The 22,696-nt window shown below is 57.3% G+C and carries 22 protein-coding genes; 13 read left to right on the plus strand and 9 right to left on the minus strand.

What is annotated here, in order from left to right; genetic code table 11:
* Positions 1-3: 3 nt before the first annotated feature.
* The 10 genes from gspF to gorA are packed head-to-tail and all read left to right on the plus strand — an operon-like array spanning position 4 to position 8,364.
* On the plus strand, positions 4-1,218 hold the full coding sequence (gspF, locus tag ACJO5Y_RS01055) for a type II secretion system inner membrane protein GspF (RefSeq protein WP_406984371.1): 1,215 nt from the start codon (positions 4-6) through the stop codon (positions 1,216-1,218).
* Between the two features lie 60 nt (positions 1,219-1,278).
* The gene (gspG, locus tag ACJO5Y_RS01060; RefSeq protein WP_406984497.1) at positions 1,279-1,743 is read left to right on the plus strand and encodes a type II secretion system major pseudopilin GspG; all 465 of its coding nucleotides are present in this window, start codon (positions 1,279-1,281) and stop codon (positions 1,741-1,743) included.
* 6 nt (positions 1,744-1,749) lie between these two features.
* Complete coding sequence (gspH, locus tag ACJO5Y_RS01065; RefSeq protein WP_406984373.1) at positions 1,750-2,280, plus strand: type II secretion system minor pseudopilin GspH; 531 nt, start codon at positions 1,750-1,752, stop codon at positions 2,278-2,280.
* Entirely contained in the window at positions 2,277-2,651 is a 375-nt protein-coding gene (gspI, locus tag ACJO5Y_RS01070) for a type II secretion system minor pseudopilin GspI (RefSeq protein WP_406984375.1), read from the plus strand. The genes gspH and gspI overlap by 4 nt, the downstream gene beginning before the upstream one ends.
* Positions 2,651-3,406, plus strand: coding sequence for a type II secretion system minor pseudopilin GspJ (gspJ, locus tag ACJO5Y_RS01075; RefSeq protein ID WP_406984377.1), 756 nt, complete (start codon positions 2,651-2,653; stop codon positions 3,404-3,406). The genes gspI and gspJ overlap by 1 nt, the downstream gene beginning before the upstream one ends.
* Positions 3,403-4,410 carry a type II secretion system minor pseudopilin GspK gene (gspK, locus tag ACJO5Y_RS01080; protein WP_406984379.1) on the plus strand — a complete coding sequence of 336 codons (1,008 nt, stop codon included), beginning with the start codon at positions 3,403-3,405 and terminating at the stop codon, positions 4,408-4,410. Before gspJ ends, gspK begins: the two co-directional genes overlap by 4 nt.
* Positions 4,411-4,412: 2 nt before the next feature.
* Positions 4,413-5,717, plus strand: a complete 1,305-nt coding sequence (gene gspL / locus ACJO5Y_RS01085) for a type II secretion system protein GspL (protein ID WP_406984381.1) — start codon at positions 4,413-4,415, stop codon at positions 5,715-5,717.
* 4 nt (positions 5,718-5,721) lie between these two features.
* On the plus strand, positions 5,722-6,249 hold the full coding sequence (locus ACJO5Y_RS01090) for a type II secretion system protein M (RefSeq protein WP_406984383.1): 528 nt from the start codon (positions 5,722-5,724) through the stop codon (positions 6,247-6,249).
* A gap of 55 nt (positions 6,250-6,304) precedes the next feature.
* Positions 6,305-6,970, plus strand: a complete 666-nt coding sequence (locus ACJO5Y_RS01095) for a GNAT family N-acetyltransferase (RefSeq protein WP_406984385.1) — start codon at positions 6,305-6,307, stop codon at positions 6,968-6,970.
* Between the two features lie 32 nt (positions 6,971-7,002).
* Entirely contained in the window at positions 7,003-8,364 is a 1,362-nt protein-coding gene (gene gorA / locus ACJO5Y_RS01100; RefSeq protein WP_406984387.1) for a glutathione-disulfide reductase, read from the plus strand.
* Positions 8,365-8,398: 34 nt separating this feature from the next.
* Here gorA and ACJO5Y_RS01105 read toward each other — a convergent pair whose 3' ends face one another.
* Genes ACJO5Y_RS01105 through ACJO5Y_RS01115 form a run of 3 tightly spaced genes read right to left on the minus strand, consistent with a single transcriptional unit; the run spans position 8,399 to position 13,530 of the window.
* The gene (locus ACJO5Y_RS01105) at positions 8,399-10,342 is read right to left on the minus strand and encodes an ATP-binding protein (RefSeq protein WP_406984389.1); all 1,944 of its coding nucleotides are present in this window, start codon (positions 10,340-10,342) and stop codon (positions 8,399-8,401) included.
* Positions 10,335-11,312: an ABC transporter substrate-binding protein gene (locus ACJO5Y_RS01110; protein WP_406984391.1), complete on the minus strand. Its 978-nt coding sequence runs from the start codon at positions 11,310-11,312 to the stop codon at positions 10,335-10,337. Before ACJO5Y_RS01110 ends, ACJO5Y_RS01105 begins: the two co-directional genes overlap by 8 nt.
* Before the next feature lie 34 nt (positions 11,313-11,346).
* A complete protein-coding gene (locus ACJO5Y_RS01115; RefSeq protein WP_406984393.1) occupies positions 11,347-13,530 on the minus strand; it encodes a TonB-dependent receptor plug domain-containing protein in 2,184 nt (727 codons plus the stop codon).
* A 134-nt stretch (positions 13,531-13,664) separates the two neighbouring features.
* On the opposite strand from ACJO5Y_RS01115, the gene ACJO5Y_RS01120 reads away from it, so the two are divergent.
* Positions 13,665-14,333 carry a J domain-containing protein gene (locus ACJO5Y_RS01120; RefSeq protein ID WP_406984395.1) on the plus strand — a complete coding sequence of 223 codons (669 nt, stop codon included), beginning with the start codon at positions 13,665-13,667 and terminating at the stop codon, positions 14,331-14,333.
* On the opposite strand, the gene ACJO5Y_RS01125 is transcribed toward ACJO5Y_RS01120, so the two are convergent.
* From ACJO5Y_RS01125 to ACJO5Y_RS01140, 4 genes are all read right to left on the minus strand, one after another.
* Complete coding sequence (locus tag ACJO5Y_RS01125) at positions 14,286-15,308, minus strand: bile acid:sodium symporter family protein (protein ID WP_406984397.1); 1,023 nt, start codon at positions 15,306-15,308, stop codon at positions 14,286-14,288. The genes ACJO5Y_RS01120 and ACJO5Y_RS01125 overlap by 48 nt on opposite strands.
* The gene (locus ACJO5Y_RS01130; protein ID WP_406984399.1) at positions 15,305-15,985 is read right to left on the minus strand and encodes a FadR/GntR family transcriptional regulator; all 681 of its coding nucleotides are present in this window, start codon (positions 15,983-15,985) and stop codon (positions 15,305-15,307) included. Before ACJO5Y_RS01130 ends, ACJO5Y_RS01125 begins: the two co-directional genes overlap by 4 nt.
* A gap of 202 nt (positions 15,986-16,187) precedes the next feature.
* On the minus strand, positions 16,188-17,561 hold the full coding sequence (locus tag ACJO5Y_RS01135; RefSeq protein WP_406984401.1) for a flavin-containing monooxygenase: 1,374 nt from the start codon (positions 17,559-17,561) through the stop codon (positions 16,188-16,190).
* Positions 17,562-17,667: 106 nt separating this feature from the next.
* The gene (locus ACJO5Y_RS01140) at positions 17,668-18,636 is read right to left on the minus strand and encodes a beta-ketoacyl-ACP synthase III (RefSeq protein ID WP_406984403.1); all 969 of its coding nucleotides are present in this window, start codon (positions 18,634-18,636) and stop codon (positions 17,668-17,670) included.
* Positions 18,637-18,817: 181 nt separating this feature from the next.
* On the opposite strand from ACJO5Y_RS01140, the gene ACJO5Y_RS01145 reads away from it, so the two are divergent.
* Positions 18,818-19,600, plus strand: a complete 783-nt coding sequence (locus ACJO5Y_RS01145; protein ID WP_406984405.1) for a hypothetical protein — start codon at positions 18,818-18,820, stop codon at positions 19,598-19,600.
* Between the two features lie 93 nt (positions 19,601-19,693).
* Complete coding sequence (locus ACJO5Y_RS01150) at positions 19,694-19,948, plus strand: HP1242/YdcH family protein (protein WP_406984407.1); 255 nt, start codon at positions 19,694-19,696, stop codon at positions 19,946-19,948.
* Positions 19,949-20,296: 348 nt separating this feature from the next.
* Here the strand turns inward: ACJO5Y_RS01150 and ACJO5Y_RS01155 are convergent, their stop codons facing one another.
* Positions 20,297-21,472 carry an MFS transporter gene (locus ACJO5Y_RS01155; RefSeq protein ID WP_406984408.1) on the minus strand — a complete coding sequence of 392 codons (1,176 nt, stop codon included), beginning with the start codon at positions 21,470-21,472 and terminating at the stop codon, positions 20,297-20,299.
* A gap of 160 nt (positions 21,473-21,632) precedes the next feature.
* Positions 21,633-22,595, minus strand: coding sequence for an AraC family transcriptional regulator (locus tag ACJO5Y_RS01160; RefSeq protein WP_406984410.1), 963 nt, complete (start codon positions 22,593-22,595; stop codon positions 21,633-21,635).
* Positions 22,596-22,696 lie beyond the last annotated feature (101 nt).

Here is a 22,696-nt window from a genome sequence, read left to right on the forward strand (position 1 = left end):
CCCATGCCCGCATTTGATTACAAGGCCCTCGACGCCCGCGGTAAACAGAAACAGGGCGTACTGGAAGCGGATGCTCCGCGGGCGGTCAGGCAACAACTAAGGGAACGGGGGCTGACACCGCTGGAAGTGGCGCCGTCCACCGAAAAACAGGCCCATGGCAAGAACCCTCTGAGCAGCCGCGGCAGTCTTGCGGCTGCTGATCTGGCGCTGGTGACACGACAGCTGTCAACGCTGATCCAGTCCGGTATCCCGGTGGAACAGGCCCTGTCTGCAGCCGCCCAGCAGTCCTCCAAACCCCGTATCCGCAGCATGCTGATCGCCATTCGCGCCAAGGTGATGGAAGGCTATAGCCTTGCGGACAGTCTGGGTGAGTTTCCCCGGGCCTTTCCCCGACTGTACCGTTCCACGGTTTCTGCCGGGGAACACGCAGGCCACCTGGACCTGGTACTGAACCGGTTAGCAGATTACACGGAAGCCCGGCAGGAGGCCCGCCAGAAAATCCAGCTGGCGGCGATCTACCCGATTATCCTGAGCGTGGTTGCCATCGCCATTGTTGTCTTTCTGCTGACCTATGTGGTGCCGGATATCATCGAAGTTTTCGTGAAACAAGGCCAGGATTTGCCGGGCCTGACGGTGGCCATGTTGTCGGTTTCGGAATTTCTCGGAAACTTCGGTGTCTACCTTCTGATACTGATCATCGCTGGCATTGTCGGGTTCCGGCTATCGCTGCGTAAGCCTGCGTTCAGGCTGAAGTTTCACCGCTGGTTGCTGAACATGCCGCTGTTTTCCGGCATGGTGCGGGGGGTGAATACCGCTCGCTATGCCAGTACGCTCAGTATCCTGACCACCAGTGGCGTGCCATTGGTGGATGCCATGCGTATTGCCGGGGAGGTGTTGTCCAACGATTACCTGCGCCAGGAACTGCGTGATGCGGCCCGAAAAGTCAGTGAAGGCGGTTCCCTTCACCGCTCGCTCGATCAGACGGGGTATTTCCCGCCAATGATGCTTCACATGATCGCCAGCGGTGAGGCGAGTGGTGAGCTGGACAGCATGCTGGAACGGACCGCGAAAATGCAGGAAAACACCCTGCAATCAAAAATTGCAGCGATTGTTGGTCTGTTTGAACCCATGATGCTGCTATTCATGGGCGTGGTGGTGCTGATCATTGTACTGGCCATCATGCTGCCGATTCTCAACATGAGCAATCTGGTCGGCTGATCCCGACATCGTTATCCCCAGAAAATGGAAAGAGAGCCCTTGCAAATGACGAGTAAAACTATGAAGCCTGACGTTACCCGGAATCCGCGCGACATCCGCCGTAAGCACGGTGGCTTTACCCTGATCGAGATCATGGTGGTTATGGTCATCCTCGGTCTGCTGGTCGCGATTGTGGCCCCCAACATCATGGGGCGTAGTGACCAGGCCAAGGTGACTGTCGCGGAAACCCAGTTGAGCAATATCGCGAACGCACTGGACCTCTATCGCCTGGACAACAGCCATTACCCCTCAACCCAGCAGGGCTTGGAGGCGCTGGTCAGCAAGCCCAGCGGCAGCCCGGAACCGAGGAACTGGAATCCGGACGGGTACCTGAAGAATGTGCCGGAAGATCCCTGGGGTTCTGAGTACCAGTATGTGAGCCCGGGCACCGAAGGCCCGTATGATCTTTATTCCTATGGCTCCGACGCCCAGGAAGGCGGCGATGGCGATGCCGCTGACATCAGTGTCTGGAAAACCCGGGATTAAGCAATAATGAGGAAGCGGGCATCGGCCTCGGGCTTTACGCTGATTGAGATTCTGGTTGTCCTGATCGTTGTCGGATTGCTTGCTGCCCTGGCAGTACTGAACCTGGGCGGCGGGTCCCAACAGCGGGAGATGGAAAATCATGTTCGCGAGATGTTTTTGCTGATGCAAACCGCCTCGGAGCAGGCTGTGCTGAATAACAAGGAATTGGGGCTCCTTCTTGAGGAAGGCAGCTACCGGTTCGTGACCCTCAACGAGCAGGCCAACGAATGGGCGCAGCCGGATGAGCGGATGTTTCGCCAACGTAGCTTTCCCGACTGGCTTTTGGCGACTGAGTTTATCGAAAGTGATACCCCCAGGCTTGCCTCTGAGGAAGACAAGTTAAGGCCGGATATTGTGTTTTTCTCCAGTGGCGAGACCACGCCGTTTGAAGTGGAATTCACCATTGGCAGTGACAGCTCCTACATGCACGTACTCGCCTCCGATGGGATCTCTCCCCTGGAGTGGCGTCGCCCGGGCGATGATGAGGAGGAGCAGTGAGCAACCAGCGTGGCTTTACACTGATTGAAGTGCTGGTGGCGCTCCTGGTCTTCGGGTTAATAGCCACCGCTGCCGCCGAGGTGGGCAGTCAGTACATTGCCAGTTACGAGCGTATCCGGGATAAAACCATGGCAGGCTGGATTGCCGATAACCGGATCAGCGAACTCCGGCTCGCAGAGGAAATGCCAGGCATTGCCGAGAATTCCGATGACCTGGATTACGGTCCTTTCCGCTGGCAGGTGACCACCGATGTCCTTGGCACGGAAGAACCCACCATGCGGCGTGTCGAGGTCACTGTTGCCCGTATCAGGGAGGACGGCAGTGATCCGGTGCCGGTTCACACGTTGTCCGCCTTCATTGGAGAGAATTGATGTCACAGAAGGGCTTCACCCTGATGGAGGTGTTGATCGCTGTGACGATTACAGCGGTGATCGGGCTCGGCGTGTGGCAGGTTCTCAGTAGCGTGGTGCAATCCCGGGACCGGGTGAACGATGTCGCCGACGAGTTCGACCAGTTGCAGCGCACCATGTTGCTTCTGGAGCGGGACCTGACGCAGATCATCAACCGGCCTGTACGTGACATGTACGGCGATTACCAGCCAGCAATGACCAGCCGTGAAGACGATTTTGCCCTGATCCTGACCCGGCAGGGGTGGCGTAATCCGCTGGGTACCCGGCGGAGTTCCCTGCAGCGGGCCGGCTGGGAATATACCGGCGAGGAGTTGCGTCGCAGGTACTGGATCACCCTGGACCAGGGCCAGGAAGAAAACAGCCAGGATGTGTTGCTGCTGTCCGATGTGACCTCGTTCGAGATCCGCTTTCTCGATGATCAGCGAAACTGGACGGATGGCTGGCCCACTGAAGAAGCCATGGCAAGCCTAAGCCCGGGAGCAAGACCCGATATACCGCTGCCACTGGGCCTTGAAATTACCCTGGAGCACGAGCGCTTCGGCGAACTGGTTCGCACCTTCGCTTTTCCGGATTTTGACACCAGGGAGGCCCAGGGCATGGTGAATACGGTTAACGCGGGTGGCGCTCAAACGGATTCGGGTACCGATGAGCAGGAAGATGAGGAGAATCAGAGCCAGGATCAGAATGGCCCATCCGCCTTGGGGAATCCCCAATGACGGCGCAAAGAGGTCTTTCCCTGCGTCGTGAGCGTGGTGTCGCCCTGATCATGGTGTTATTGGCGATGGCCCTGGTGGTGATGCTGGCCACTGGCATGACCCAGCAGCAAAGCGTGCGGGTTTTTCGTGCCGGTCATTATCTGGCGCAACAGCAGGGGCAAAGCGTTGCCCTCGGCACGGAAGCCTTTGCCCGGCAAATCCTGGTCCGGGATTTCGAGGAGGACAAGGAAGAAAACCTGATGGTCGACAGTCTGGACGAATTCTGGGCTGCCAATGCGGCCATTCTGCCTCTGGATGACAATGGCGTGGCCGAAGTCCAGATTGATGACCTCGGCGGCCGTATCAACCTGAACGATCTGGTATCCGCTAACGGCCAGGTGGATCCGCTTACCCGCGACCGCCTCGCCCGGTTGCTGGTTGCATTGGGTATATCGGAAATCACGGTTGATGTCCTGATAGACTGGATTGATCCGGATGACCAGACGGTAAGCGCCTACGGTGCGGAGGATGGACAGTACCTGATGGCGGATCCCGGCTTCCGCTCGGCGAACCAGCCATTCGTCAGCGTAACCGAACTCCGGCTCATTGAGGGGATGACCGAAGAAATCTACCGTTCTTTAAGGCGCCATGTGACGGCATTGCCGGTAACGGGCCTGGGGATTAACGTAAACACCGCAACAGCTCCGGTGTTGCGTTCGCTGCACGCGGAACTGACACAGGCCCAGGCAGAGTCTATTCTTGAAAAACGGGAGGAAGAGCGGTTTGAAAATATTCAGGATTTCCTGGCCTTGCCGGAATTTGCCGGTCTTGGGCTGAAAGCCAACGGCCTGGGGCTGCAAACCCGTTTTTTTGAGGTCGTTTCGCGGATTACCTATGATGATCGCGTGGCGAATCTGGTGAGCACCGTTTTCCGCAGTCCGGAGGGTGAGGTGCAGACGGTTCACCGGGATACCGGGCAAAAGAACCGGATTACCAAAGAGCCTTATACTATTTCAGAAGGATAGACATGTCTTACCGCCTTTATGTCAGGCCGCTGCCACCCTTTGCCGACCCTGAGCAGACACCGGATGCGCAGCTGTACAACTGGGTTCTTCATGATGCCAGTGGTGACACCCAGGCTCATGGGCGAGGGGATCCCCGGGACCTTATTGAGCAAACCCTTGGTCAGAATGCCCTGGACAATGTCTTGTTGATTGGCCTGGTGCCTGGCGATGAGGCGTTGTTTTGCGTGGCGGATATTCCTGCCAAACAAACGCGTTTTATCCAGCAGGCATTGCCGTACGCCGTGGAAGAGCAGATCGCCCAGGACATAGATACCGTTCACCTGGCCCTGGGCAGACGGACGGACAGTGGCTTCAGGGTGGCGGCCATTGACCGCAACCGCATGTCGGACTGGGTGGATCTTTTCAGTGGCTGGGAACACGCCCGGCTGGATGCAATTTACCCCGACGCAGCGCTGCTGCCGGAGACCGGGGGTGGCTGGTCCATTTGCCTGGATGGTGAGATTGCGATGCTGATCAGTGATCGCGGTGAATGGCTGAGCATCCAGTCACGCAATCTGGGGATGTTTGGTTATACCCTGGCAGCTCCGCCATCGGAAGACGTTGTCGCGGAGATGCCGGTGACCATCTTCGGCACCGAGCAAGAGCTGGAACAGCAGCAGTCCGCGATCAGTGAGTTGCGGGGCGCCGGCCGGCTTGCCATCAAGCTGGAAACCATTGATCTCATGCCCCTGGAGCTACTGGCCCACGCCCATCACCATCACCTGTCCCACCCGATCAACCTGTGCCAGGGCGGTTATGGCGTCAACGGTGGTCAGGCCAGTCCGTTGCGGGCCTGGAAGCCCCTGATTGCAGTGGCCTGCGTCTGGTTTGTCATTCAGCTGGGCGTGGAGCTGGGCCTGGGCTTTTATCACCAGCAAAAGGCCGATGAGACCCGGGAGCAGGCTATGGCGATCTACCGCGATGCTTTCCCGGGAGACCGCCGTACCCATGCAGGCAATGTTCGCCGGGTGATTGAGGGGCAGCTTCGCACAATCGGTTCCGGCGGGCCGGACGCCGATTTCATAACGCTGATGAAGTACACCGGGGATCAGTACACCAAAGTGCCGCAGAATCAATCGCTGACTTTCAATTCCATTAACTACAGTCGCTCAAGGGGAGAACTCGTGGTCGATATCCGGGCTGACAGTTATGACCGGATGAGCGCCTTACGCAGTGGGCTGGCGAAACAGGGACTGGAAGCCCAGATTGGCTCGGTGGTCAATGAATCCAGTGGCGCCCGCGGGCGCCTGACGGTCTCGGGGGGTTGAAGCGATGCTGACGAAACTGAAAGACCAGCCAGCGGTTGGCAAACTGATTGCCCAGTATGACCAGCTCCCCCGCCGTGATCAGCAGGCGTTGGCGGTTCTGGCTGTTGCGGTATTGCTCGGGGTGCTGTATTTCCTGATCTGGCGGCCGGTGGCAGGTTTTCATGATCAGGCCGTGAGTTCGCGGGAAAACGCTGGAGAGTTGTTGGCCTGGATGGAGGCAAACCAGGAGGATCTCGAACGGCTGGCGGCGAGTGAAGGCGGTGAAGGACCGGCCGCGAACGCTCCGGAGAATGGCCGTGCACTCATGGCGCTGGTCACTCGCAGCGCCGGAGAGTCGGGTTTATCACTGCAACGGTTCGAGCCCAGTGGCGACAGCGCCATTCGTGTGTGGCTTGAAGACGTTCCGTTTGCCGAAGTTGCTGCTTGGCTGGAGGATCTTAACAACAATCATGGCGTGGTGATCGATCAGGCCGCCATGGACCGGAAAAATGATCCGGGGATCGTATCCGTGCGGCTTACCCTTACGATCTGAAGATGTTGGTGAAGTGCGAACCGTATAAACGGGTGAGTAAACAGGAGTAAACCTGATGAGTGACGGCAAAGACAAAAATAACAAACCGGAGCCAGTGATTGTCCGCCTTGATGAGGGCGCACGAAACGAGGCGAGGTCCATTCTCTTCCATTCGTACCTTCGTGAGCCGACGTTTCAGTACCTGTTCGATCACCGTCGGCCGGGGTATGAACAAAGGGTGAGGGCGACCATTCGGGAACTGATCGACCTCTATTTCGATCTCGATCAGGAGGCCGTCGGTGTTATGGTCGATGATACCCTGGTCGCCGTGGCCTTCATTGGCGAACCGGAGTTGCGTCTTAACCTGGCCGAACAGATCAGCTGGCGCATACGCATGGTGCTGACCGCAGGCTTCGCCTGTACCCGCCGTTACCTGGATTACCATGAGAAAATCAAGGCGATGCTGCCCCAGCCTCTGGCGCACCAGCTGCCATTGATGGGTGTTAACCCCCAGTACCAGAATCGCGGTTATGGCCGGCTTCTACTCTCCGCCGTAGAGCGCTTGTGTGCGGATAATCCGCGGGGCAGCGGTCTGGTACTGGATACCGGCAATAGCCGCTATCTGCCATTTTACGAGTCTGAAGGTTTTCACAGCCTCGGAAAAATCCGGCTGGGGGATTTTGAGGACCATGTGCTGTTCCGGGAAGTAAGCCCTGAGGAAAAACAGGCGGTTCCCGGATGATGTTTTTGACCCAATGATGTTCAGGAGACGCTGTGTCTGACAACCAGGATTTCGATCTGATAGTAATTGGCGCCGGTTCCGGCGGCGTACGGCTCGCGAGAATGTCTGCCCAGAGGGGTGCCCGGGTCGCGATTGTCGAGTCCCGATACCTTGGCGGTACCTGCGTTAACGTTGGGTGCGTGCCCAAGAAGCTGTTCGTTTATGGTGCCCATGTCAGCGAAGATCTTGAGGACGCAGCCGGGTATGGCTGGAAGGTGCCCCTTGATCAGGTCAGCTTCGACTGGCCAACACTGGTGGCCAACAAGAACGCCGAGATTGAGCGGTTGAACGGTATTTATGGTCGCATGCTGGAGAATGCCGGTGTCACCATTATTGAGGGCACGGCATCCCTGGCTGACGCCAACACCGTTGTTGTCGGCAACCAGCGCTACACCACCCGGCACATCACGGTAGCAACCGGCAGCTGGCCGGTGATTCCGGATATTCCCGGCAAAGAGAGCATCCTGACCTCCAACGAAATGTTCTACCTGCCCCAGTTGCCACGACAAGCCGTGGTGTGGGGCGGCGGTTACATCGCCGTGGAATTTGCCGGTATCCTGGCCGGGCTTGGTGTAGAGACCACGCTGCTGTACCGGGGGGACCTGTTCCTGCGGGGGTTTGACCACGATGTACGCGAGTTTGTTGCCAACGAAATGCGCAGGAAAGGTGTGGATCTGCGGTTCGGGGTGACCATCGAAGCCGTGGAAAGCGACGGCACCCATTATGACGTTACCCTGAATGACGGAACCCACATGACCACCGGCCTGGTGATGGCGGCAACCGGTCGTCGCGCGCTTGTTGAGGGTCTGGGCCTGGAGGCGCTGGGCGTCCGGCTGAGCGAATCTGGCCATGTCGAGGTGGATGATCACTTCCAGACTTCGGTTCCGTCCATTACCGCATTGGGGGATGTCATCGGTACCCCTCAGTTGACCCCGGTTGCACTTGCCCAGGGCATGGTGCTGTCACGGCGCCTGTTTGGTGACGGTGAGGGCGAGATGGATTACAATTGCATTCCGACCGCTGTCTTCTGCCAACCGAATATCGGGACGGTGGGGCTTACGGAAGAGGAAGCAAGGGAGGCAGGGCACACGGTGAGTATTTACCGCTCCGAGTTCCGACCGATGAAACACACCCTCAGCGGTCGCGAGGAGCGCTGCCTGATGAAACTGGTGGTGGACGCCGGGACTGACAGGGTTCTGGGTGCTCACATGGTAGGGCCGGATGCCGGTGAAATCACCCAGGGGCTCGCCGTGGCAATAAAAGCCGGGGCGACCAAAGCTCAGTTCGACAGCACCCTTGGCATTCACCCCACATCCGCGGAAGAATTTGTCACCATGCGTGAACCGGTCGCCTGACCGGACGCGCATTATGCTGATGTCCAGCCGCCGGTTATAGCTTTATCCAGCGGCTGAGTACGTTCCTCAGACTTTCCTTTCGAACGGGTTTGGCCAGGTAGTCGTTCATGCCCGCATTTTGGCAATTCGCTTCCGTTCCGGGCAAGGCATCCGCGGTAAGGGCGATGATGGGCGTACCGCCCTGACCGTTACTCTGCTCCCATTCCCGGATGCACCGTGTGGTTTCATAGCCGTCCATGATGGGCATCTGGCAATCCATCAGGATCACATCATAACCGTGGTGATTGGTCTGGATCAGCTCCAGTGCTTCCTTGCCGTTGTTGGCGGCGTCGGTTTCGAAACCAAGGCGGGAAAGGAGGGCCGTGGCGACTCTCTGGTTCACCGGGTTGTCCTCAACCACCAAAGCCCTGGAAGAATTGCCGTGTGACGGTGGCCTGCCTTCACCGGGAGGACGGGGCCGCGGAGCCTTGTTCGCCAATTCAAAGGGCACTTCAAACTGGAATGAAGAGCCTTTACCCAGATCTGTTTCCACCTGCACATGCCCGCCCATCAGTTCGACCAGCCTCTGTACCAGCGATAACCCCATGCCGGTACCGCCGTGCCCACGATTGTCGCCGCTGTCGAGTTGCTCAAAGGAGTTGAAAATATCATTGAGGCGATCGGTGGGAATGCCCGATCCGGAATCGCTGACAGCGCAACTCAGCACTACGCAATTGTCTTCCAGATAGAGCCAGCCTGCCTGAACGGTAATGTAGCCGGCATTGGTGAACTTGATGGCATTGTCGATCAGCCCGGCCAGGATCTGTCTGAGGCGGGGGGCGTCACCGACAACAAATGGCTTTTCTGGCCAGTTACCATAGTAGGTCAGAGTCAGCGCAAGTCCCTGTTGTTCCGCCAGTAATTTGTAGCTGGCGGTACAGTTGTTGAGCAACTGGCGAAGATCGAACTCCCGGTTTTCCAGTTGCAGCATGTCCCGGTCGATCCTTGAATAATCCAGAATGTCGCCAATCACCGTCAGCAGGTCTTCCGTTGACTGCCGGGCAGTCAGCAAATAATCCTTCTGACGCGGGGAGAGGGGCTCTTCGGAGACCAGTTCAATCATGCCGAGCACGCCGTTCAATGGCGTGCGCAGCTCATGACTCATGGCTGCCAGGAACTCAGATTTCGCCTGGTTGGCCGACTCTGCTTTTGTCCGGGCACTTTCCGAGGCGGCGAGAGTGTGGGCCCTGGATTCCTGCAGGGAGTTCAGATGGCTGGCCAGAGCATTAAGATTCTCTTCCAACTCCAGGATTTCTCTCGTTTTATGGCTTTTGCTTACAGGCGCCTGACTGTAATCCAGGTCAATAAGCCGTTTAACCCGGCTGGAGAGTCCGCGAATCGGCGCCAGTATGCCAGACAGCGTCTGGTTTACGATCAGCATGGTGAACAGCAAAAGCGCTATGCCAACGGCAACCGACGTCCAGAGGATGTCGCTTCGCCGCGCCGCCAGCTGTTCCTTGCTGACGCCCACCTGGACGGTTCCCACCCGCAGGGCGCCATTGCCAAATCCGTAATCGGGCTCAAACCACTCGGTTTGCCGGCTACCTCCCAGATCCAGTGGTTGCTGAAGGATTTCGGCCTCGAATATGTCGAAAGTGTCACTGGCGTTAATGGTGTCATCGTCGGTGCTGGTTACAAAGCCGACTTCGTCCCCCATGACATCGGATACGCGTATCCATTGCACACGGCTACGCCGCAGAGACTGTGTCAGGATCTGTTGCAAGGCTACGGTATTGCCGGAAACCACTGCGTACTCAACCGCGGGCGCCAGGCTGTCAGCGAGCATCTGACTGCTGTCCGCCAGATCCCGGCGCGCGTCATCAAGGCGGGCAGAGGTAAAGAACGCCATGAGCACGACGAACATGACAATGGCGGGGGCTGCCCCAAGGAGCATCAGCTTTCTGACCAGGGGAGCTGGCTTGCTCGTTGACTTAGTCATCGTCGCCCTCCGTCAATGAGGCGAGTCTGGCCTTGATGGCCATGACAAGTTCCTGCCCGGGAGGAAGGGGGATATTCAGCGAGCGGGCGACCTGCTGGTTAACCTCCAGTCTGAACGATTCCGGGTGTTGCGCTGGTGGAAAATGGCCTGTTTTCTGATAGTCATTGATGACTTTCGCAGCCAGTTCAGCCACCCGTGTCAGCGGAGCGTAGGTGGAGGCCAGGGCGCCGGCCTTGACGTAAGCTTGGCTGGGGCCGATGACAATGCGATTACGCCGGTAGGTCGTCAGTAAAATATGCTTGATCGTTCGCGGGTTGTAGATGGTGTTATCGGGTGCGGCGAGAAGAAAATCGCCGTAATCCAGTGCCCTGATGAGGGTAGGGATCAGGTTGTCTGTATTGTTGACGACAAAGATCTGTCCTTCCATACCAAAGTCCGGTAGCTGGCTCACAACCTCCTCATACAGTGCCGCACTGTCAGGAGTGGCCAGCATGGCTACCCGGGTGGCGTGGGGCAGGATGACCTTGCCGGTGATCGCCTGTCGAATCAGCGGGGGCGCATACAGAATCGCGCCCAGGTGGGCTTCGGTGTCTACAGAGTACCCCTGTACGAAGTGTTGATTCACGAGCAGCGCCAGTATGGGAACGTTACGGCTTTCCTGATGGACGAAACTGAACGCCTCGGGGCCGAGGGTGATAACGATACTGTTGTCGTCCTGGGAGGTTTGGCCGGGCTTGAAGGGCCTGAGGCTGAAGCGGTCGCCCAGGGCGTCGTTCAGCAGACCGGTCATGTGTTTTGTGAGTGCGGCGTTGGTATTCGCACCGGCAATGTAAATGGCGGTAGCCGGTTCAGGCTCGCTCAATGCCGGGCGCCATGCCGCCAGCAGCACAAGAAGCACAAGGCAAATAATCACCCTGACAGGCATCCTGCCTGAGTCGCGGGTGTTGATTGACTGGTTGTCGAATTTCATACCGTCCCGGGTTCAGTGCATTCCATTGGCTGTATCAGAATCGGATACCAGCTTCGACAAAAAACTGGTTGTGGTTCTGAATAATGTTATCCGGACTCAGGTCCGTTTCCCTGTTCAGATAGTGTTGCACGGTAAAGGCCAGTTCGTAACTGTAGTTAGAGGCGAACATTCTACGCGCAAGCCTGAAATCCGCACGTTCGAATTGGGATCTCCGGAATTCGTCCGCCCAGTAGAACGTGGCAGACGACGTAAGATCGAAAGGTAACTGCTGTATCCAGGCAAAGCTTCCTGAGTGGCGAACGGACAGCCGACCGAGAAGCTCAACGACATATTCCTGATCTCTGGAGTCAAGTGCGTCGGGGGCGCCGGTATAACGGCCATCCTGATCAAGGTAAGCATAGGTGGCGCGAAGTTTGGTGCCGGCGTAGTCGATCGACGATTCGACTTCGAAGCCTTCCTGGTCAAGATCGACGTTGTTGGCGATGAACCACTCTTCCTCATTGATGATGCCGCTGATCATGTCCGTCAGGTGATCGTTGAAATAGCGAACCTCCAGGGACAACAAGGCCTGGTTTACAAAGAGCTGACCAAAATAGCTTATTTCTCGGGAGATTATGCGCTCTTCTTCAAGTTCTTCCCCAAAAGTTGAGGTTTGCGGATTAACCAGATCTTCGACCTCGAACCGTGTGCCTTCCAGAAAATCGTAGGGTGGGCGTATGTTTCTCGGTTGGTATCCCCAATCAGGATGTTGCTCAAAGGCATCCGGGGTGCGAACGGCTTCCGAATACACGAACCTCAGTGCCTGGTTATTGGTGATAAGGAAATTGGCTGCGACCCGTGGCGATAAATAGTCGTCATCGGTGGTTGTGGTGCTCTCCCAGTTACCGCCAGCATTGAATGTGACCCACTCAGCCGGCGTGTATTCCAGGTTGGCAAACACCCGAGACTGATAATTGTTGCCCCGGCCATTAAAGAAAGTCTCGGAGCGATAGGTGTCTTTACGATACCCCAGCCCTGATACCAGCTTGAAATTGGGGTTGAGATACAGGGTGTCCTGAATCTCGAACTCAAGCCGCGACTCTTCGATATCTTCATTCAGGTCAGCAACGAAGGGCGCCGGGTTGTCTCCCGGCATGCAATCGCCGGGTTCGAAATCAAATTCGGGCGCATCTCCGGCAAGGATACCGTCGATCACCGGGCCGGAAATACACACAGGCCAACGTTGACGACGCTGATAATTCTGGTAACTGGTTTGAAAATGGAAGAAGTGGTTTGCCGAGGTATGTACGTTCAAGCGTGTCTGCAGGTAGTAATCATCAACGATGATGTCAGGGTGATCCGTGGCTCCCAGCTTGCCATTCTTTCGCAGGTCTTCTTCGTTGATACCGTCAACAACTCCGCCGCGCAGCTCCAGGTTGGTACTGTCCGAGGTACGGACGACGCCATCGTAGCTGAAGGTGTTGATATCGTACCCGTCATTAAACGGATAGAACTGATCATCGTCTTCCTGTTTGTCGAAACCGTCGGATTTGCGCTTTTCATAGGCCAGTCGCCAGCTGTAGGGGTCACTGGCGCCGCCAACGGAGCCGAAAGTCCTCAGGTGGCCGCGGGACCCTGAAACGGCCCCGAGCTGAACCCCCGCCGTGTCGTCAGGCGAGCGGGTAATGATGTTGATGGTGCCCAGGAAAGCGTTAATGCCATCAGCCGCCGAGTTGGGCCCGCGGCTGACTTCAATCCGTTCTATGAGTTCCAGAGGCACGGGCATGGTATGCCAGTCGGTATCAGAGAGGCTGGCGCGGTACGAGGTCCGGCCATCCACCAGAACCTGAAGCCGGCGCTGTTCGTAGTGCACCGTACCGTGGTAGCTGGTCACCGGGTTGTTGCTGCCCACTTCGGCAACCGTCATGCCGGGTACCAGCCGGAATACCTCTACGAGGTTCATTACTCCGAGATCTCTGATGAGATCCCCTTCGATAATCGTGGTTGTGCCCGGAACCCGGGATTTTGGCTGACGGAGCCGGGTAGTCGTCAGCACCTCCGGCAGGGGAGGGTCGATGGATGACAAGCCGGAGAAGTCCGTTGTAGGCTCCGGGGCATCCGCGTGGGCCGGGGTGGAAACCAGCAGCGAGCTTGCCAAAACCATGGTCAGACAGGATAGGGGAACGACGGTTTTGTGCAGGCCGGGTGACGTTTTGGCAACAGAGTTCGTAACAGGCATGGCAGTCGTTTTATAATCGGCTGAGTAAGGGTTGGACAGTGTCTTGCTTGAATGCCTTTTGTGTATCGTAGGTGACAGCACTGCATTTGTCTCTCAAAATTGTAATGAATCTCTGATATGAGCGTTACGCGTCTATGACATGTTGGGAAATCCTCGGTATTGAGCCGACCCGCGATCCTCGGCAAATTGAAGCCGCCTATGAAAAGCAGAGCAAATTTGCCAGCGGCGAAGAAGCCGAGCGCCTGAAACAGGCGTACCGGGAAGCGCTGGGCCGGGAACCCGCGCCACAGGCTGAGCGGTCACAGCCTGAAGAATCCGCTCCGGCAGCTGGCCGGGAGGTTGAGCCGGTTACCGCCGTTTCCGATGAGCAGCCGTTGGACGCCGATGAGCAGCAAGTGGTTCGCGAAGTGGTGATTCAGGTAAACGCGCTGTTGAACGACTCGGGGCGCAGCAAGGATCCACAAATCTGGAAAGCGATCCTTGGCGAACCTCCCGCGGATCATCCCCGGTTCAGGCGCGAGATAGGCCGATCCCTGGAACAGCAGGTGCGGCCGATGGCTGAAAATGGCACTTTTCCGGCTCCCGTTGCCAGGTTCCTGGGTGAGTGGTTCGACTGGAACAGTCTGACCGAGGTGGTCAGGAAAAACCGGGAAGAAGAGGAGGCTGCGCGGGAAGCGCAGGATCAGGAAGCGGCGGAAGATCTGCCGCCCCAAATGGTCAATTTCTGGCCGGCGGTGATTGGCTGGATTGTCGGGTTAGCCGTTCTGGCGACCCTCTTCGGTGGCATGGGAGGCGGCGGCTGAAGCTGCCTCGATCTTTTCCCGGTACTTCTGGGCCAGAATGGCTCCGACAATCACCTGAATCTGGTTGTAGCACATAATCGGCAGCACGATCATGCCGAATCCGGGGTGGCCCGAGAACAGCACCTTGGCCATGGGCAACCCGGATGCCAGGCTCTTCTTCGAGCCGCAGAACACCACCGCCGCCTCATCCTCCAGGCTGAAGCCGAAACGCCTTACCAGGAAACGCGCCATCACCATAAAGAACCCAAGCAGGGCGAAGCACAACAGGATGGTCAGTATGATCGCCGATACTGGCAGGTTCTGCCACAGACCGCTTTCCACTGAGTGGGAGAATGCGGAGTACACGATAATCCAGATAACGCACTGATCGTACCGCGACATCAGACCTTCGTTGCGGGCCAGAAATCCCCCCAGCAATGGCCTCAGGGCGTGGCCGGCTGCAAACGGCAATAACAGCTGCAACACAATGTCCTTCAGCGCTTCGGCCACCGAAAAGTTACCGCCCCCGGACGTGCTGACCAGCAGTAACAGCAGGAACGGCGTCAACATCATCCCGAACACATTGGAAGCTGCCGCGCTGCAAATGGCCGCCGGCACATTCCCTCTCGCCATGGCGGTGTATGCGATTGACGATGACACGGCGGAAGGGAGCACGCCGAGGTACAGAAAACCCAGACCCAGGTCCTCCGGCATCCACTGTGGGGCAAAATCGCTGATGCCGTTGATCGGCAGCACGGCCAGTGGAAAGAATACGAAGGTGAGGGAAGTGATCAGTATGTGCAGCCGCCAGTGAGTCGCCCCTGCGACGATCTGTTCGCGGGACAGAGCTGCGCCGTGAAGGAAGAACAGTAATGCGACGGCCAGCGTGCCAACGGTTGCGAGCAGGTCCGCTGCCCCACCTTTAACCGGCAGGAAAGAAGCCAGAACAATGGCGCCCAGCAACAGCAGGGTGAATGGATCAACCCTCAACTTCATGACCGACTTTCCCGCAAAGTATCCAGGCTGGGCTTAAGAAGCGCTTTTGCCAGGGTTTCCGCCTTTTCCTCGTCCTGGCGCCGGATGGCTGCCAATAGCAGCTCATGATCTTCCTGGGAGGGTTCTGGCAGGTCAGGCTCTGTTTCCGTGCTTTCAATAGTGCGGGAGACAGCGTGGGCGAAATAGTCGTACAGCTCTGTCAGCGCGGGATTGTGGGACGCGGCTACCAGGGCATGGTGAAACGCCTCGTCGTGGCGGATGCGAGCCGCCAGGTTCTCCCCGGCCTTTGCCCGGGCATCCAGCGCTTTGGTCATTGCCACCAGATCGGATTCTGTGCGCCGACGGGCTGCAAGTCGGGACGCTTCAGTTTCCAGCATGATTCTCACTTCCAACTGATCCCCCAGCTGGGCCCGGGCAATACGGCGCAGGGTTTCTCCGGCGTCTTTGGTGGACCGCACGTAGGTGCCGTCTCCCTGGCGTGTTTCAAGCATACCCACGTGTACCAGTACGCGCACCGCTTCCCGAACCGTGTTACGGCTGACGCCGAGCGCCTCAGACAGGTTTGCTTCCACGGGAAGCCGGGCGCCGATTGGCCATTGCCCTTGCTCAATGGCGGAGCGGAGGCTTTCGATGGCTGTTTCGACCAGGGAACCTTTTTTGATGGGTACAAGAGCCATGTCTATGATCCGTTGAAATGATGAACCAATCATCCTATGAATGTGCGTAAACGTCAACTCCCGCCGGTCAGGGCGGGAGTCTGTTGGGTGTGGTGGGCTTACTTAATGGGCTTCGGCGGGATACAGAAACTGATAATCCGTGGTGTCCACCCGGCGTGTCGCCAGCCGGTAGTTGAAGGTGAAGCCAGGCCAGTTAATGGTATTACGGCCGTTTTCGTCCAGATACCAGGAGGTGCAGCCGGAATTCCAGGCCCGTCTGGACGGAGTCTGAAAACGCCTTCTGGCGCTCGGGCAACACATCCATGGCCGACCCCGGGTACTTATCCAGGGTGCTGAGACAGCTCATGACGTAGCGCACCTGGGACTCCAGCATATACACAATGGAGTTATGGGCCAGGTTCGTATTGGGACCGTAAAGTACGAAGAGGTTCGGGAATCCGGTGACGGAAATACCTTTGTAGGCTTCGACACCGTTCGCCCAGGCTTCATTAAGGGTGGCGTTGTCACGACCAGTGATGGTCATTGGCGCCAGGAATTCTGACGCCGCGAAGCCGGTGCCCAGAATAATCGCATCGACGGCATGGTGTTTACCATCAGACGTCACTACGCCCGACTCGTCAATTCGGTCTATCGACGTGGTAACCAGATCCAGGTGAGGCTGGTTAATGGCCGGATACCAGTCATTGGAAATCAGAATCCGCTTACAGCCGATCTTGTAATCGGGAATGATGTGCTTGAACTTCGCCGGGTCGGTAACGTGTTTTCTGGCTTCCTTTCTGGCCTGGCGAGCAAACAGTTCCAGCAGACCGCTGAAGCGGGTGAAGGCCAGCGCGCGGCTCTCGTTTTTCCAGTAGATCATGTAGCGATAGAGGCGGTCCCATGCGGGAACGGACCGGAACAAAGCCTGTTCCCAGGCTTTGAATGGCCGGTCGGCCTTGGGCAATACCCACGCAGCGGAACGCTGGAACAGGCTGAGTGATTTCACCTGCTTGATGATTTCGGGCACAAACTGGATGGCGCTTGCCCCGGTGCCGATCACGGCAACCCGTTTGTCGGTCAGATCATAGTCATGATCCCAGCGTGCGGAGTGGAACAGTTTCCCCTTGAAGTGGTCCATTCCCGGAATATTCGGGTACGCAGGCTGATTCAGCTGCCCGGTGGCGGACACTACCACGTCCGCGATGCGCTGCTGGCCATCCTGGGTGGTTACGGTCCAGGTGTTACTGGCTTCATCAAAGGCGGCGCGTGTGACCTCCTGGTGAAACTGGATATGGCTTGTAAGCTCGTACTTGGCCACGCAGTTTTCCATGTAGCCCAGCAACTCCTTCTGGAGCCCGAACTTGCGGGACCAATCGTGCTTTGGCTCAAAGGAATAGGAATAGAAGTGTGACTGCACGTCACAGGCGGCACCCGGGTAGGTGTTGTCACGCCAGGTTCCGCCGACGTTGCCGGCTTTCTCCAGCAGGGTGAAGTTTTCGAAACCCGCCTGTTTTAACTGGATGGCCATGCACAGACCACCGAAGCCGGTTCCGATGATTATCACGGATGGCTTCTTTGCACTTGCCTTGTTCGTCATCGCCTGAATCCTGTTTGTTATTGGCACTACACTTTTAATAACGAGTATATAGCGCCAACAGGGCTTCAGGGATGGCTAATGTGTGCAAACCAGGTGGTCAGAACGATCAATAACGGAGCAGGGCCGATCCCCAGGTGAAACCGCCACCGAATGCTTCCAGCAGGACGACTTCGTTCTTTTTGATGCGACCGTCACGAACGGCCACGTCCAGGGCGAGGGGGATAGAGGCGGCTGAAGTGTTGCCGTGCTTGTTCACGGTCACCACGACCTGGTCCATGGACATATTCAGCTTCCTGGCCGTGGCGGCGATGATGCGCAGGTTAGCCTGATGGGGAACCAGCCAGTCAATATCCGACTTCTGCATCTGGTTCGCTTCCAGGGTTTCATCGACAATTTTGCCGAGGGTATTAACCGCGATCTTGAAAACCTCGTTGCCTTTCATGTGCACATGGCCTTTACCGGCCCGGACCTGGTCAAAGCCGTCGCCAATGCCGTAGGGCACATGCAGCAGATCTTCATACTGGCCGTCGGCATGGATATGGGTGGACAGAATGCCGGTTTCCTCACTGGCCTCCAGCACCACGGCGCCAGCGCCGTCACCGAAGAGCACGCAGGTGCCACGATCTTCCCAGTCCAGAATACGGGAGAACAGTTCCGCACCAACCACCAGAGCCCGCTTGCTGCTGCCGGTCTTGATGAACTTGTCGGCCACGGAAAGGGCGTAGACAAACCCGCTGCACACCGCCTGGATATCGAAGGCAGGGCAGCCATGAATATCAAGGCGAGCCTGGAGGATGCACGCGGAGCTGGGGAAAATCTTGTCGGGTGTTGACGTGGCAAACACGATCAGGTCGATGTCATCAGGCTGCAGTCCGGCGGCCTCGATCGCGAGTCGTGACGCCTTTTCGGCGAGATCAACGGTGGTTTCGCCCTCTACCGCAATATGTCGCTGTTCAATGCCGGTACGCTCACGAATCCATTGGTCGCTGGTGTCGACAATTTTTTCCATATCTTTGTTTGTCATGACATTCTCGGGCAGATACGAGCCCGTGCCGACAATTCGCGCGTACGTCATGTGCAATCTTCCTCAGAATAGACAGATCAATACTCAGGTTCTTTCAATCATCCTATACCCAATTGATGGGGCCCAGCTATTAGCGGTTTGTCAAAGGCGAAGGCTGTCGTCCACAAAGCTGGTACTCGGCCCATAATAAGCTATACCTTAAAGGAGGAATCCCTGATGAGAAGGAGTGTTGATGACAGACCTTCCACTCGGCATGAAGTATTATCTGCTAATCCTTACCTCCAGCCTGATTGAAGACCTCAATGATTACGGCGTCAGATGGGTGGCGAACGAATCCGGCGTTGCCATTCGTGATGTTGAGAAGGCGTTCTTCAGCGCCCGTGCAATCGGGAATCGCCTGCCTGACGAACCGGAAGAGGCGGATCCCCGCCTGTGGCCGGATGTCATGAAATCCATTCATACCATTCGCCGGGTACTGGATCTGGTCGAGAAAACCACATTTGATGCGGTTATCGCTGAAGCCATGGAGAGTACGTCAGAGGTGGCCCGGGCGGATATCAGGCAGATTTTTGAGCAGAAGCGGGCGGCAGGAGAGATCGACTTCCGGCTCCACGGCATTCTCAACACCCAACCGGAAGCCGATGAGCCAGACCCCGCCGTTCAGGAATCCTTCATGCTCAAGAGGGCGCGGCGTTATCAGAGCTTCATGATGTTTGACGGCGCAAGCCTGAACCAGGAGGAGAAAGTGATACTGGAGGATGCCAGGATACTGGCGCGCCATATTATGGACGGCGACAGGAAGAACCGGAGGATTGATGCCCTGTTGGTGATGGGGGCCGTACTGATTGAGACCGCCAGTGTGCGGCTGAAGCCCAGTATTCCCGTGTTGATACGGGAGAGCTTCGACCGCATGGCCACCAAGGCGGCGATGGCTCTGGGGGCAATTGTATACCGGGACGAGTACCAGAGCTTCAAGGCCTCACTGGGGCTGGGGCGTCTGGCATCGGATCTGTAGGGCGACGGATTTGAACCTCCTGAGGTTGTTCACAAATCCGGAGTAAGAATGGCATCCTGAATAAACACGCTGCGAGATAAAGGAGACGAGGTAATGGGCATTTCCAGCCATGAGCTTCACGACGAATTTCCCCAGTACGGAGAACTGATCGACGAACTGAACAGGAACGACCCCAGATTCCAGGAAGAATTCAAAAGGTATGCGGAGCTGGACCAGGAAATCGAGGGGTTGGAACGTAGGGATGCCCCCATCGGCGATGACAAGCTACACCGGATGAAGCAGCAGCGCCTTCAACTGAAGGACGATCTCTATCAGACGCTCGTGAAGAAATCCAACGGACAGGGATAGGTATAATCAGCTAGTCCCTCCAGCCTGGAAGCCACGCGCCGTAGTGGTTTCCAAGTATAGGGTCGGTAAGGCTTTTTTTATAACATAGGTAACTAATGAAAGCCGGTTGCGGCTTGCCCTTTGTCGTTACCTATGAATGGATGATTGATATGAAAAAAGCTGCGTCGTTGTACAAAGGGTGGAGAATGAAACGTGACTTCCTCCACCTCGTTCATACCACTGATCCCCGCCTGCTGTTGGACGTGGGAATCTCACCAGATGTTGTTGAACAACGTCGGAAAACGCCTTTCTGGAAGTTCTGAGCGACCGGTGCTGGACGACACACGCAGCACCGGATCTGTTCCGAATCTACGTCGCCGATTGCCGCTCCAGGGAATCCGGCTCTGCCTCACCTGATTGTTGGCGCCACGCCATCAGAAAAATGGCCAGCCCGGCTACCGCCGTTGCCGCGCCCACGTAAGCGGTGGATTGCCAGCCCAGGCCGGCGCTTATGGCCAGCCCACCCAGCCACGGTCCCAGTGCGTTAGCGACATTAAACGCCGCATGATGGGAAGCGGCAGCCAGGGTCTGGGCGCCGCCGGCCACATCCATCAGGTGGGTTTGCAGGGCAGGTCCCAGGGCCACCATCAAGGCGACCAGGAAACAGAGAATCAGCAGGGTCCAGATGGATCCCGTCGCGTAGGGGTACAGCAACAGCATGACGGTACTCCACAGCAGCATCCAGCCAACGGCCTGGAACCGCAGACGGTCAAATAACCAGCCACCGAGAATGTTACCCACGAACCCGCCGAGGCCGAATACTGCCAGCGCAACCGGTATCCAGAACGTATCCACGTCCGTTACGTGCAACAGTGTCGGTGCCAGGTAACTGAACACGCAGAACATGCCTGCAAAGCCGATGGATCCGATGGCCAGCGGATACCAGATTTTCGCCCGATTGAAGGCCTTGATCTCAGACAGCGGGCTTTGTTTTTCTTCCTGGCGGTCCAGGGGCAGGAAAACAATAATCATCAACGCGGTCAGAGTGGCTATCGCTCCAACGAAGCCGAAGGCGTAGCGCCAGTCCAGGTGTTGGCCGAGCGCCGTGGCGAGCGGGTTTCCCAGCAGCAAGGCCAGTGTCAGCCCCATCATGACCTGACTAACAGCTTTGGCACGCTGGTTGGCCGGAACCAGAGAGGCAGCCACCAATGCCGCAACTCCGAAATAGGCGCCGTGTGGCAATCCCGCGATGAACCGGAAAATCAGCAATGAGCCATAACCGCTCGCCAGGGCACTTGCCAGGTTGCCCAGGGCATAGAAGCCCATGAGCGCGATCAGCAGGTGTCGGCGATAGAATCGTGCGCCAATGATGGCCAGCACCGGGGCGCCAACCACAACACCGAGGGCATAAGCACTGATGAGGTGCCCGACCTGTGGTTCCGTAACCCCAAGATCCTGCGCCACACTGGGCATGAGCCCCATAATGGCGAACTCTCCGGTACCGATCCCGAACCCACCCATCGCAAGGGAAAACACGATCAACATGATTTTTACGGGGGAGTACCGAGGTTCTGAAGAATGCATGGACAGCAGGCCCTTGTTTCCGGATTGGCTGGAAAAGAAGGACGCTATTGTCGGTGATGGTGCGCAGGCTAAGTATAAGAGATTGTTCCGATACCATGGGAACAATCGTTTCTATTCGGGGTTAGATCCAGGCCGGGTGTTCTTTTCGCCAGGTCGCCGGTGGTGTGCCATAAACCCGTTTGAAGGCACGGCTGAATGCCGCTTCGGATTCGTAACCGATTGCGGAAGCGATGGCGGGGATGGAAGCCGAGCTGTTTCTCAATTCTATCGATGCCTGTTCAAGCCGCCGGCGACACAGGTAGGTCATGGGCGGCTCCTTTAACGCCCGGGTAAACCGTTCCGCAAAAGCCGACCGTGATAGCCCGACCTCCCGCGCCAGGCGCTCTGTTGTCCAATGCTCAGCGATACGGCTGTGTATCAGGTCCAGTGCGCGGGCAACCTTCGAATCCTCCAGACCTTGCGTCCATGCCCGATGCCGGCCTGGATCTTCTGTGATATAGCGACTGACGGCGTCCAGGAACAGCAGCTCGGCCAGTCTGGCCAGTATCGAGCCGGATCGGGCTTCGTTCCGGGATTGCTCACGGACACCGAAGCGGAAGGCGCTTTCTATCCATACATCGGAGATGCCATGGGTAACATTCAGCTTCAGTACACTGGGCAACATTGCAAACACCGGGTTCTCTGGCTGATCGTTGCCCAGGAAACCACAGAACACCTGTGTGGACTCCCCACCGCCACCATGGACGATCCGTGCAGTCCCTCCATCATTACCCGCCTGGATTAATCCGGCTGCATCGACCGGTTCGAGAGTCACGTCACTGCCAAGGATATGAACATCGTTTCTGGGTAACACCACCAGATCACCCGCGTCGACAATCAGCGGAGGCTGTCCGTTGACCAGCAATTCCAGGTGCCCAAGGGACACAAAATGATAGGCAATGACATGGCGGGGCTGCGGGGTGAACGGGGCGCAATCTTCTGGCCCGACTTGCGCGGTAATGCACCAGGGTGCTGTGAACTGTGCTTCCAGGAAAACACCGCCCGTCAGATGTATATCCCGGAGCCTGTCATGGTGGGCGTTCATGGGCGCCTCCGTCTGCCGATGCACCCGATGGGAAAATCGGCGGATCGGTCAAAAGTTCCGGCGGATCGCTCATGGTCAGCGTGGCCGGTGGAATCCAATAA

Origin of the sequence: Marinobacter alkalisoli (assembly GCF_045449855.1) — a bacterium.
Taxonomy (GTDB): Bacteria; Pseudomonadota; Gammaproteobacteria; order Pseudomonadales; family Oleiphilaceae; genus Marinobacter.